We start from the raw sequence: 12,962 nt of genomic DNA on the forward strand, positions 1-12,962 counted from the left end.
GGGAGGAGATGTGGTTTATCGATACCATATGCGCGGAAACAGCGTGATAAGAAAACTGACGCTCGTGAAGAGCGAGCGGGAGCATGAGCGCATCCTCGAATCAATGCGCCAGATGCAACGACCTGTAATCGTGTCATTTCTGAACGCGCAAGCTTTCAATCTGGCGTGGAAGGAGACAGAATTCCGACGAAGTCTCGTGGAATCGGATGTCCTGTTTCGTGATGGCGTCGGCGTCTCGATCCTTTTGACCATGCTCGGCATCCATCCCGGAATCAACATGAACGGGACCGACCTGATTCCCAAGATGCTCGAGCGCTCCACCGGACGCGTCGCCCTGTTGGGCACACGCGATCCCTATCTATCCACAGCCGCCGACAAGCTCGCTTCTTCCGGCATACCGATCGCACTCAAGCTCGATGGATTTCATCCTGAAAATCGCTATGTGGAAGCCATTCTTTCGAGCAGGCCCGACATCGTGATTCTAGCGATGGGTATGCCCAAGCAGGAGCGCGTTGCGTTTGCATTGAAAAACGCTGTCACGTGGCCGTGCCTGATCGTCAACGGCGGCGCCATCCTCGACTTCATCTCGGGCCGTGTAACCCGCGCTCCGAATGTGGTTCAGTCGCTCCATCTCGAATGGCTCTTCCGCCTTGCACAAGAACCGAAGCGACTCTTTCGCCGATATGTGATGGGCAACGCCATATTCCTGTTCCGCGCGATACGAATACGGCGTTCGTTGAGGCGTGTTCGTCAGGAAGGGCAAGCGCTCGTTTGACACGGGGCTCTGGTTGCCGCGGCAGCCCGCCTAACACTATCGCATTCCGCACAGACCGATGAAAAAGATCCTCACGCTTGTCTACTACCACTCCATGGCTCGCTTCTTTTGCGCGATTGAAGACGCATGGAAACAGCTCGAACCCGACGCACAGTTTCTGCACCTCGCCGTTTTTCCAGGCGCGTGGGCCTATTTCAAGATACACGGGCGACAGGTTGTGCCGCTTTCCTGGCGTGCTCATGCGAGTCTGGCTCCCGGTGCCGCACTGTCGGACGATGAACTTGAAAGCCTGATCCGGTTCCATGCGTCCGACCCGAACATCGCGCCTGCGCAGCAAAAAAAGCTGCAGCGACAGGGCCACAAGATGTTGGGTCTTTGCGAGTTATTGGTGACGCAATTCGATCCCGACGTGGCGATCGTCAGCGGCGATACGCGGCTACCCGCCGAATCGCTCATGCATGCGTTGAAAGGCACAAGAGCTGTGACCTGGTATTTCGAGCAGGGACCGTATCGCACCACGGTCCTCGATCGGCAAGGCGTCAATGCAAACTGTTCGTTTCGGCGCGAGCTCGCTCGCCTCGAAGCGTCAGGGACACCGTTCAAGCCACCTGTCACGGACGCCATGCGATGGAGCAACAAAGCCTACACGCTGCTCGACCGCTTCGCTCTCGCGCAAGGAGCAATCACGGGGCTCGTACCGCCCGACCTGATTCCGTACCGTCTGCGCCAGTGTTCACGGACACGCTATGCGAGTCTCAGCTCCAAAGAATTCGTGGAAGCCGACGCGCGCAAAGTGGTCCTCGTGGCCATGCAAGTGCCCGAGGATGCGAACAATATCTACCATAATCCACTACGCCTCGACGATGTGGGGCTTCTGCAATTTGTACTGGCGAGCGCGGATCCCTCGTGGACGATCGTGGTCCGAGAGCATCCGCTGTATCGCCGAAAATACTCGCACGCTTTCTACGACCTCATTGCTGCATCCGGCAACGTAATTCTGAGCGCCGCGTCGCTTTCACAAGATCTTGAACGAAGCCGCACCACGGTGACGGTCAACTCGATGACAGGGCTCGATGCGTTTGCTAAAGAACATCGTGTCATCGTGCTCGGCGAGTCGTTCTACGATCATATTCCGGGTATCTTGACCGCGCGGTCAAAAGCGGAATTGCGGGAACTCCTCATCGGCGAATACGTGACGCCAGGCGCCAAGCGCGCGCAACTGATTGGGCCGCTCATAGACGGATACTTCTTCAAAGGACACTTTACGGACATCGACCTTACGTTCACACGGTCCATCGCGCAGCGGGTTCTTGCTTCACTGCCAGCGGCGACATGACCCAGTCCCGGTTCGCACACATCGCTGCCTCGCTTCCGCCCAACGCGATGGTTCGGCGCATCGCTTCGAGTTTCCTGTCACGGGTGCTCGGCGCCGTGGCCAATCTCGCATTCGTCATCTATCTGGGTAGATATCTCGGAGCCGCACAGACAGGCATATATATGATCGGCTTGGGCGCGGCAACGCTGCTTTCGACGATCGGACGCCTGGGGCTGGAACAGATCGTCATTCGGGAGGGCGGTCCACTCGTGCGCGACAGCCAATGGCATGCGCTGCGCTGTCTATACCGTCGCGCACTAACGTTGTCCCTATGCGTCAGCATTGCGATTGCTGCTCTGCTTCTGCTCATCAATAACCCACTAGCGCATTACGTCTTTCATCAAGATTCGCTCGGAGACGTCATGCCGTGGTTTGCAGCCTCGATCATTCCCCTCGCGTATGCGTTGATGCACGTGCCTTTCCTGCAGATCATCCACCGCCCCGAAGGGAGCATCGCTGTCCTCAGCCTGTGGATACCCCTGGTTTCGTTGCCGCTGATACTTCTCATCCATCCACAAACTGGGGTTCAGGGTGCACAGATCTACCTTGTGGCCTGCGTGTTCAATGCAGCGTTTGCCTACGCACAATGGCGCAGCTTTATTGCATGTCGCAGCGGCCACAGCAACGAAGAGCAAGCGGTGCAGCCATCCCCTCTGTTGGCTGCGGCCGTGCCGCTGCTCATCGGCAACGTGGGTCAGATCGCCTTGCTCTGGATCGCGGTGTTTGCGGTGGGTATATCGGCTTCGCCGCGCGCAGTGGGTGCATACTCGATCGCACAACGGGTCGCGTTGACGTTGTCCGGCTTCCTCCTGCCCCCTATCGACGCCCTCGTGGGCCCACGCATCGCGGTCATGCGAGGCATCAAGACGCGCGATGAAATCGAGGAGATGGTCCGACGCATCTCGTCACTGCTCTTTATCGTTGCCGCGGTAGTTTTTGCTCTCATCCTGCTGTTCGGCCGGGAAATCCTGAAGCTATTCGGCAACGAATTTGGTGAAGGCTATGGTGCGCTTGTGTGCCTGACCTTCGGCCAACTGGTAATTGTCGCGAGCGGTTCGATACGACCGTTGCTCGTCGTGCACGGCATGGAAAAAGCCATCCGCAACGCAATGGTCGGGGCAGCGACGTGCTGCATCGTCCTGTGCTTTCTTCTCCTCCCGTACATCGGCCCTCTTGGGGCCGCAATCGCGACGTCGCTTGCGCTCGCGGGCGAGAAGATCATCGAAGGTGTCGTTGCGCGCCGCAGGCTTGGCATCCTGGTCTTTCCTTCGGTCGCACTTTACGCGCTGCATGTGAGGACCTGGCTGGCCCGAAACCACGGACAACGATCATGAGACCAACCATGGACATGGGTATCTGGTTCAAGATTCGCAATCGCATCAGTACGTGCCTGCAAGGTGTACTGTTTCCGATATTCTTCGCCAGGTTCGGCCGAGGCACACGTATTCTCCGCCCACTGAGGATCAGCGGATCCGGCAACATGTCGATCGGCTCAGGCGTGTTCATCAACAACGGCGCCTGGATCGAAGCGATTGCATTTTTCAACCGGGATCCGGTGCTTGAGATCCAGCCAGACGTCTACATCGGCAATCATTGTCACATTATCGTGACGCAATCGGTTGTCATCGAGAGCGGCGTTCTCATTGCCGATCGCGTCTACATTGCCGACTACGCTCACGGGTATCACGACACCGAGACGCCGATCAAGCATCAACCATTGACGCCTCGTGCCCCCGTACGCATCGGAACCGGTGCATGGATCGGTGAAAATGTCTCGTTGATCGGCTGCAAGGTCGGACGCAACAGTGTGGTAGGAGCCAACTCGGTGGTAACGGCGGATATCCCAGACTACTGCGTAGCTGTCGGCGCACCCGCCAAGGTCATCCGACGGTGGAACCCAAAATCGGGGGAATGGGCGCGTGTACGGGACTCGTCACCCGTCACGTCGGTTCATCACTAACCCGCTTTGCAAGCAGCTCCATATGAAAATCCGTTTTGGAAACCACGGCGCCAATGCGTTGCTCTTGATCGCCATTCTGCTCGCGAGTGGGGGCTGGATCGTTGTCGTACGCGTCGGCAATGCCCCGCTGATTGCTGCAATATCGATCATACTTCTTTGCGGGTTCCTCGGGTCTTCTCGGTCTCCTCGCTCCGTCAGCGGCATGTCCGTGCTGCTCCTTGGTTTCATCTTCATCGCAAGCTTCGCGCAGGATCTTTCAATCGACGACAAGGAGCTATTTATCCTTCTCAAAGGCATCATCGCGATGATCGCCTGCATCCATTTCAAGCGGTGTCGCCTTGACTTCAGGGAACTGTTCGTCGACGTGATGTACTACACCGCCATTATTTCTCTCGTTCTGTACCCGCTCGCTTACCTTGCACCAGGCATCGCGCGTCATATCGACGCCGAATACAGCACCGTGTTCGGCCTGCTCTACGTTCGAGCGACGGATTTCGAACGTTTTGCCCACTATCGGAATCAGGGCTTCTTCTGGGAGGCTGGCGTGTATGGCGTGATGCTGACGCTCGCCTACATTTACAACGCATTGATGTTTCGCAGGCGGCGCAACATTGTGTTCCTGCTTGCAGCGGCAACGACGCAATCGATGGGTGCTCTCTCGATTCTGCTCCCGTTGGCTGGTTTTCTCTACATCTACTCACGACAGCCCAAACTTGCCAAAATCCTTGCCGCCACGGTCGTCCTGCTGGTGCTCGCGGCAATATCGCTCCCCAGCATTATAGGCGACGCGTTCACGGTGCTGTTTGGACGCAGTGTCAACAATGATGCCAGCATCCTTGTGCGCATCAACGATCTGACGCTAGGTTTGCGCGCCGCATCCGATAGCCTGCTGCTTGGCAGACCAAGCGGCGACATGGACGCCTACAACGCACTCGCTCTCGATGAGTTCGGATACGTAAAGATGGAAGACAGCGGCATTTCGAACTCTCTGACATCGCTCGTATACAAATTCGGCGTACCCGTTGCGCTGATCTATTGCGCAGTCTTGTGGCGGCGTGTCAGGCGCGACTTTGGGAGTGTCGCGCCCATCGTCTTCGGCGCATGGTGTGGCCTGCTCATGATCGAACCGCTCGGCCTGTCTATCTTTATGTTCATGCTGCTAGCGTACCGGGATGGTCCCACGCCGATCAACGTCTCATTCACCAACGAACAGGTGGTCGTAGAACGTAAAGCTGATATGTCTCCGGCATCGTCCTCCGCGTAAGCATTTTTGTATGAATCTATCAGAAACATTGGCACAAAACATTCTCGCAACGCGTGTTTACGCCGACCGAAAATTCAGCCACATGTAGGGATCGCGCCGACTGAAAACTGAGCCGGGCAATCAACCTATCCCGCTAGTTTTTCTGGCAGGGTGTTTGGGGATGATCCCGATGACGATGATTGGCAAGGTGCGGCGGATGTTCCACCGCCAGAACAAGTCGGTACGCGAGATAGCGCGTCTCACAAGCCTGTCGCGCAACACGATTAGTAAATATCTGAACATGGATGTTCAGGAGGAGCCGAAGTATCAGCGGCGCTCCCAGCCGACCCGGTTAACGCCGTTTCATGAGGTGCTGGTGCAGGCGCTCAGTGTCGACGCGCGGCGACCGAAGAAGGAGCGGCGCACCGCCTGGATGCTGTTCCAGGAGATCAAGGGCGGCGGCTACGACGGCTGTTACTCGCGGGTCACCGATTTCATCCGGGCCTGGCGGCAAGGTGAAGGCAAGGCGGCTTTGAAGTCGGCGTTTGTGCCGTTGCGATTCGAGCTGGGCGAGGCATTCCAGTTTGACTGGTCCGAGGAAGGACTGGTTGTCGGCGGCATTTACCGCAAGCTGCAGGTGTCGCACATGAAGCTGTGTGCGTCGCGGGCGTTCTGGCTGGTTGCCTATCCGAGCCAGGGGCACGGGTGCGGATAATACGATCGGAAGCTTGCTTCTCCAAGTTGTGTGCCTCGGATGAGCGTAAGGCTTGGCCTGTGCCATGACGAGGCTTCGGACTGGAGAGTCGCCAAATCAACAAACACCGGCACCCAAACAGAATAGACCTTAGCGTCTTGGCTTTCCAGCAACGAAACCAGGCTACTTGGTAGGGGGCTGAATTGTTGTTCCGCCTTTTCCGGGTTCTTCGCTTGTCAGAAAAGTTTCTTACGCAATAAATGCATGCCGCCGTAGACGACCAGGGCGCGGCGCCGCTTGCCCAGCACTTCGCGTTGAATAATTTCCGCTGCACAACCGTCACGGTCGCCTAACGCTCGCCAAGCTTTATCGAGTTCCTCGGCGCTATTGATTTTCGACCAGTCTATCGGCGCATCGCCCAGCAATACCCGGATCTGACGCTCTCTTGGAAGCGAGGCATTGAGATGACGGACTTCACGAAAAAGCCCCTCAAAGACGGGACGATCCCACACATCGTGGGGTTGCGTAGTGTTTTGCCAGGCTTGGCGTAGTTGATTTCCGGGTATGTCTTCCCCCGCAACAAACCGGTCCATCATCTCCTGATAAAGGGAATTGCCGCTCTCAACGACGATATCGTTCACGATATAAGCAAATCTGGGGTCCCGGATCAGCGAAATCCGAAAAGCATAAGCCTGTTCACATCCGTGGCCGCCGTCGCAAATCGCGACGACATTGTGGGATCTGCAAGCTTCGAGAATACCGGTGATCGGATCAATCGGACATGCAGCTATAGTCATCGTGTTGGCTCCATCTATCCAGGCGACAAGCTTTACGGCTCCTTGACCATCAGGCATTGATGACAGCCTGACAGGCGGCAGAGTTCTGCGTGATGCATTTGGATGGATGTCTTGGACCAACCAATGCGACCTTCCTATGTGGTTCGACATGAGCAGGATGCTTTCAGCAGAAGTCAGCCCGAACAAGCTCACGAGATCTCAACCACCAGCGCATTCCTCGATACAACGCCTCTCGAATGCGGATGGGCCGCCTGGTTTAATCGGCGATCGGCTCTTCGTCCTCCATCGTATCGGCGGATTCAGCATTCTCGACCCGAGTTAAAACAAACTCGGCTACCGAGTTCCAGTGCCTCAATGCGGTCACTCGCCCGTCTTCCATCACGAACTCGAATGTCCTTTGTGGCCATTTCGGGTTGCGAAACTGAAGATCTTTGAACGGAGTTAAAACTTCCGGGGGAGCCTCTGGAAAGTGCAGCATGAGCTGGTTGTCCCGCCGCAGCTTGATCGAGCACTTGGCGCCGAAAGCAGCCTGGTACGTGCCGGTGAGCTGCCTGAGCACACTCGGCGAAGGCGCATCTGGAATCCGGACGAACACGGCATCCGTCGCGTCGAGCCACAAACTGACGCGGTCGATATCGCCGAGTGGACTGGTCAGAAACGACATGGACCATGCGCCTTCAGCCTCGTCATCGTCGGTATCGAACCGGTCATAGTGGTAATGATGCAATGGCAGCTTCGTTTGACGGAAGCGAAACTGAAGCTCGGAATCCGTGAGCAGGATATACAGTTGCCCGTAGGCAGGATGCTCGTAGCGACCGACGTAGTCTGCGAGATCGTGTGAGGGTCGTGTGTCTGGAATGGCGCTTGGCTTTACCCGTTCGCGCGACTCGCGCATATTCTGCTTTGCTTTCGAATGGAACTCGCGCAATGCATCCATCGAACTCGACTCACCCAGTCCCAGTAGGCGGTCATAGACGTTGTAGCCGACGGCATTTCGCAGCATTGAGCAGTGGTCGCCGATCACGAACACGACTACGCCCAATTTCTCGCGTGGCAAATACGAGACCTGCGAATGGAAGGCGCGGAGACCGCCGCCATGACTTGCAAGCAGATGTCCCCGATACGAAGAGGTTTGCCGGCCCATCCCATAGATTGAATTGATCTCCGGCTGAAAGCCTAGGACGTCACCCAGCGGGTCCGGAAATGCGAGCCCCGGCGCCAAAGTAGCCCGGAGTACCTGCTCGGGAAGCACCTTCTTTCCAGCCATCACTCCGTTGTTCATCAACATGGCCAGCCATCGACTCATATCATCGAGGCTGGAGACGATGCTGCCCGCTGGACTCGACCAGTTCATCTCTGGATATGGTGTCTGCCAGAGCTCCTCACTATCGCGCATCTCCGTGAACGGTACCGCATGATTCGGATGAGCCAGCATGTCGGCAATGGTGAAAGCAGTCTGTGGCATACCCACAGGAGTCAAAACCTCGTCGCGAATGAATTGATCCCACGACTTGCCGCTTAGCAACTCGATGACGTGGCCCACAGCCTCGTACATCATGTTGTTGTAGATAAGCTTCGACCGGAACGGAGCGACAGGCTTCATGAATCGGATCCGGTCGAATAGTTCCTTTTTTGAGAACTCGGCTCTATGCAGGATCATGTCGTACCGCGGCACGCCGGTACGATGGCCGAGCATATCGCGTAGTGTCACCGCGGCATCAAGCGACTTGTCGTAAAAGCGCAAACTCGGGACAACGTCGCGAATCGGCTGGTCGAAGGTCAGCGCGCCTTTCTCGACTAAAATGCCGGCCGCAATGGCTGTAAATAATTTGGTGTTCGACGCGATAGGAAACAAAGTCGAAGATAAAAACGGCAGTCTGTTTGCATAGTCGCGGTAACCATAGCGTCTCGTGAAGATGACTTCTTCGTCTTTTACAATACTGACGCCTATGCCGGGCGCATTCCATTCATGCACCTGCGAATTTATGTAATCGTCGAAATCACCCAGATCGCTTAGCATCTACCGTCCTTAGGTTCGAAAGCCAATTGTCGAGAGAGGTTACTCTCATGTTCCTTTACGAGCGCGGAGTAAATGGCAAAATCCGTCGCGCTAGCTTGTGCTACTCAAGCAGCCGTTTGAAGGCACTCATCCTGCCTTGAGGGATATGGCTTTTTGATGTGAGGCTGTGGAGACTGGAGCAAGTCAAAACCTGCAAGAAACTTTACAGTGGACAATAAAAGAGCACTCGGATTGATGAGCGCTTACAAAACGCTTCCACTCCCGAACGAGCGGCCGTTATGGAGAAAGCTGAACGACCGTTGTGGGTTGCGGATTCAACCGGTGGATGCAACAGTTTGATGAAATCGCTCAGCTGGTGTGTCGAAGTTTAGTGTTTTCCGGGGGCGTTCATTGAGCCGCCTTGCTACTGCATTAAGCCGGGCCTGTGAGTAGACGGAGAGATCGGTCCCTTTCGGGAAGTACTGCCTCAGCAATCCATTCGTGTTTTCGTTCGAGCCGCGTTGCCATGGATGCTGCGGATCGCAGAAGTAAACTGCGATGTCAGTAGCCACCGTGAAGCGCTTGTGCCCAGCCATCTCTTTGCCCCGATCCCAGGTCAGTGACCTGTACAGTTCCTGAGGCAGCTTACCAGCATGTTTTATGAGGGCGTTGACGACGGTCTCTGTATCCTTGCTGGCAATCTTCACCAGCATGACGTAGCGCGTCTGACGTTCGACGAGCGTGGCAATCTGGCTGTTCGCGTTACCAAACAGCAGATCGCCTTCCCAATGTCCGGGTATCGCACGGTCTTCCGCTGTCGCGGGGCGTTCACTGATCGATACGGCGTCGCAGATTCTGCCGTGATCGTCGGTCTTCATGGTGTGGTGACGTGAACGACGCATCGCCCGGGTCCGGCGCAGATGCTCCAGCAGTTCCTTCTTTAGTGCGCCGCGGGCCTGTATATAAAGGCTCCGGTAGATAATCTCGTGCGACACCTGATAGTCCCCGTTGACCGCGTATGAGTGCTTGAGCCAACCGGCAATCTGTTCTGGCGACCACTGCAACTGGAGCTTGCTCGCCACAACCCGGGCGAGCTCGCGGTTCCTGACGAGCTTGCATTCCTTGGGACGACGGGCACGATCCCAGGCAAGCGCATCAGCCTGATTCGCCCGATAGCCTTGAGATCCACCATTTCGCCTGATTTCCCTACCGATGGTGGACGGTGCTCTTCCAAGCCGGCTGGCCACCGAACGGATCGAGTCCCCGGCTGCCAGTGAGCGCGATACCTCCTCGCGCTCGGCTAACGTCAACGCCAGTCTGGAACGACGTCGCGGTGCCGGCTGTATTCCGCCTGTCTCCGCGAGAATTCCCTGTATCGACGAGTGATTCCGATCGAACAGTTGCGCAATATGCTGGAGTGATTCACCTTTCCGCCAGAGTTCCCACATTAACGCTTTCTGGCTCTCGCTGTAATAGATCCGGGTTCGGTACTTCATTTGCAACACTCCCGCCGCTCACGCAGCTTCTATTGTGTTGCATCGACCGGTTGAATCCGCAACCCTGAACCGACGTTCGACATGGCGAGCCATCTACGGCTCTTCCCGAGGTAGAGCAGACGTTCACGGTGTACGAGTCAAGCACGCTTGGCCAAGGCTGCTATTTGCGTTGTCGCTCGTCAGGAGCAGCTGGATGACCTGACGATCATCCAGCGCCAATGCATCAGAATGTGGAACTGTCGAAGGTACTACAACGCGCTCAATAAAAACAAACCAAACCTCTACGACTGACGTCGACCGCCTGATCGCCACCCTCGAGGCTTGCCTCGCGGAGTTCGCCTGATCGTCCGTGCTGCGCTACCGATCGAGATTCGATAGCATCGCCGGCAGGTAGCGCGCACCCGCCGTCTTGTGCTGCGAGAGGAAAGCGCGAATGCTTTCCAGCTCGGCTGCCGTGAGCGTGACTGAAGCCGCCCCAAGGTTTTCCTCGAGGTACCTGCGCCGCTTGGTGCCCGGGATCGGCACAAGATCGTCGCCTTGATGAAGCAGCCATGCGAGGGCAATCTGGCCCGGCGTCACGGACTTGTCCTTCGCCAGCGCCTTGACGAAGTCGGCGAGCTTGATGTTCGCGTCGAAATTGCTGCCCTGAATTCGCGGATCGTTGGCAGCACGCCAGTCATCGGCGGGCAACTCTTCCGCCCGCTTCGCCGCGCCGGTCAGAAACCCGCGGCCAAGCGGACTATATGGCACAAAACCAATGCCGAGTTCACGAAGCGCCGGCAAGACCTTGTCTTCGACACCGCGCTCGAACAGCGAATATTCACTCTGCAGGGCGGAAACCGGTTGCACCGCGTGCGCACGCCGGATGGTATCGACGCTCGCTTCGGACAAGCCAAAAAAGCGCACCTTGCCGGCCGCGATCGCATCCTTTACCGTGCCCGCAACATCTTCGATCGGCACATCGGGATCGACCCGATGCTGATACAGTAAATCGATGTGATCAGTCTGCAAGCGCTTTAGCGAAGCATCAATCACTCCCTTGATGTGCTCGGGGCGGCTATTGAGGCCGCGAACACCATTTTCAAAGGCAAACCCGAACTTGGTCGCGATCGTGACCTCGTGCCGGCGCCCCTTCAACGCACGGCCGAGCAGTTCTTCGTTGGTGAACGGGCCATAGATTTCCGCAGTATCGAGAAACGTACAACCCAGTTCGATCGCCCGATGGATCGTTGCGACCGATTCCTCGTCGTCCGGCGTGCCGTATGCAAAGGACATGCCCATGCAGCCCAGCGCGATCTCCGACACCACAAGTCCTTCACGTCCAAGCTTCCGAGTCTTAAGCATGCTGCTCCTCCATCGAAAAGTGCTCCGTTTATGATGGCATATGCAGGAAGGGGATGTTAGTCAGATCCTCTTGATTCATTGCCTGATTGTTCCGGACAGGCGCGCAATGAGAGTCGTAACTTCTTCTCGACCAAGACAGACCTTAAACCCAGCCGGTGTTTAGCCTACCGACTCCGGCAACGCACTCAAGCCGTGTGTTAACCGCGCGCGATTACATGCCGGCGTGCCCGCCTTGATCTCGGGGTAATCGTTCGATCCGTGCAAAATCTGGCGGTAACGGCGCCATCTTTCAGTTCACGGTGCCCGTCCGTCCAGCCGTTTCAGCGTAAGCAGGCCTCGTACTCAGCACCTCAGGGTATCGCGTCGCCGGCCTCCGCCCTCCGTCAATGGCTACGAGTTACATGATGGCCGGCCGGCGCGCGGTCGAAGGGCCGAAGACGGCCGACCGCCGACCGCCGCGATCGGCACAGTTTGACCCCAGGCGGTCATTGGCGCATCCAATGGCATCCAACAATCGCGCTACGGCAAAGCGCCGACCGGCTTGCTGAACAGCATGAACGGCCAGGCGGCCAGGATCCGGACCATCATTGCGGGAGGGTATCCGGGATGGCTGGGCAAGCCGTCATCGGCCTCCAGTTCCGAGCGTTTGAATCGGGTGCAGATCCGCATTTCCACCGGCGGCGCATCCGCTCCGAAAGGGACGCGGAACGCTGACACCCAGGGCCGCTTGTCGTCAAAGGCCATGTACATCGGTGTTGTGCAGCAACTTGCGATCATGCGTCTGGTCTTCGAGGGGGCAGTCAGCCTCATCGCCTGGAGTCGGTCTGCGCCGCGCGTGCAGGCAATGCGATCGCGGCGGAACACAATGAACTCCGTGCCACCGTCGACGCTGGACGCTCGCCCTGAATTGACGGATGTGGCGAGACGTTGGGCTGCGGTCTGGCAGTCGTCGCAGTAGCACGCATTGACCATAATGGGCTGACCCCAGGCGCTGATCTCGACCGCGCCACATTGGCAATGCGCCACGTGTGTTGGATTTCTTGTGGCCATAGGCTCCACTCAGTGAGGTTTGACTATCTCACCCGACAGTTTAAAGGCGACGCAGTTGGCAAGAGAGGTCAAAGCCGCAAGTTGCATGGCGACGAGCGACCGAAACTGGCCGGGCCCTGCCGGTAGAGGACAACGAGCAGAATTCGACCCACTGCGATCGCCGCACCGCAAAGCCTCCGTTCAGCGGCTCTTCGATATAGCGGTCATTGATCCCTCGGAGTCGGATGGG

10 protein-coding genes and 1 pseudogene are annotated in these 12,962 nt (G+C 57.1%); 6 read left to right on the top strand and 5 right to left on the bottom strand.

Translation table 11 applies throughout. From position 1 onward, the window contains the following. Positions 1–43 precede the first annotated feature (43 nt). From B0G69_RS39025 to B0G69_RS39050, 6 genes and pseudogenes are all read left to right on the top strand, one after another. Positions 44–775 carry a WecB/TagA/CpsF family glycosyltransferase gene (locus B0G69_RS39025; RefSeq protein WP_241991742.1) on the top strand — a complete coding sequence of 244 codons (732 nt, stop codon included), beginning with the start codon at positions 44–46 and terminating at the stop codon, positions 773–775. A 58-nt stretch (positions 776–833) separates the two neighbouring features. Continuing rightward, positions 834–2,111: a capsular biosynthesis protein gene (locus B0G69_RS39030; protein WP_121325351.1), complete on the top strand. Its 1,278-nt coding sequence runs from the start codon at positions 834–836 to the stop codon at positions 2,109–2,111. Next, complete coding sequence (locus tag B0G69_RS39035) at positions 2,108–3,484, top strand: oligosaccharide flippase family protein (protein WP_121325352.1); 1,377 nt, start codon at positions 2,108–2,110, stop codon at positions 3,482–3,484. Before B0G69_RS39030 ends, B0G69_RS39035 begins: the two co-directional genes overlap by 4 nt. 8 nt (positions 3,485–3,492) lie before the next feature. After that, a complete protein-coding gene (locus B0G69_RS39040) occupies positions 3,493–4,110 on the top strand; it encodes an acyltransferase (RefSeq protein ID WP_121325353.1) in 618 nt (205 codons plus the stop codon). Between the two features lie 22 nt (positions 4,111–4,132). After that, on the top strand, positions 4,133–5,374 hold the full coding sequence (locus B0G69_RS39045) for a hypothetical protein (RefSeq protein WP_121325354.1): 1,242 nt from the start codon (positions 4,133–4,135) through the stop codon (positions 5,372–5,374). Positions 5,375–5,543: 169 nt separating this feature from the next. Then, positions 5,544–6,056 (top strand): annotated as a pseudogene (locus B0G69_RS39050) (IS21 family transposase); the annotation flags it as partial. Between the two features lie 227 nt (positions 6,057–6,283). On the opposite strand, the gene B0G69_RS39055 reads toward B0G69_RS39050, so the two are convergent. The 5 genes from B0G69_RS39055 to B0G69_RS39075 form a co-directional block, all read right to left on the bottom strand. Further along, positions 6,284–6,844 (bottom strand): hypothetical protein, encoded by a 561-nt coding sequence (locus B0G69_RS39055; RefSeq protein WP_241991743.1) that lies wholly within the window; start codon positions 6,842–6,844, stop codon positions 6,284–6,286. 256 nt (positions 6,845–7,100) lie between these two features. Continuing rightward, positions 7,101–8,864 carry a serine hydrolase gene (locus B0G69_RS39060; RefSeq protein ID WP_121325355.1) on the bottom strand — a complete coding sequence of 588 codons (1,764 nt, stop codon included), beginning with the start codon at positions 8,862–8,864 and terminating at the stop codon, positions 7,101–7,103. 314 nt (positions 8,865–9,178) lie between these two features. Then, a complete protein-coding gene (locus tag B0G69_RS39065; protein ID WP_121325356.1) occupies positions 9,179–10,339 on the bottom strand; it encodes an IS30 family transposase in 1,161 nt (386 codons plus the stop codon). 357 nt (positions 10,340–10,696) lie between these two features. Beyond that, a complete protein-coding gene (locus tag B0G69_RS39070) occupies positions 10,697–11,683 on the bottom strand; it encodes an aldo/keto reductase (RefSeq protein ID WP_121325357.1) in 987 nt (328 codons plus the stop codon). Between the two features lie 519 nt (positions 11,684–12,202). Next, the gene (locus B0G69_RS39075) at positions 12,203–12,733 is read right to left on the bottom strand and encodes a DUF6151 family protein (RefSeq protein WP_121325358.1); all 531 of its coding nucleotides are present in this window, start codon (positions 12,731–12,733) and stop codon (positions 12,203–12,205) included. Between the last annotated feature and the right edge of the window lie 229 nt (positions 12,734–12,962).

The organism is Paraburkholderia sp. RAU2J, assembly GCF_003634845.1.
GTDB lineage: Bacteria > Pseudomonadota > Gammaproteobacteria > Burkholderiales > Burkholderiaceae > Paraburkholderia > Paraburkholderia fynbosensis.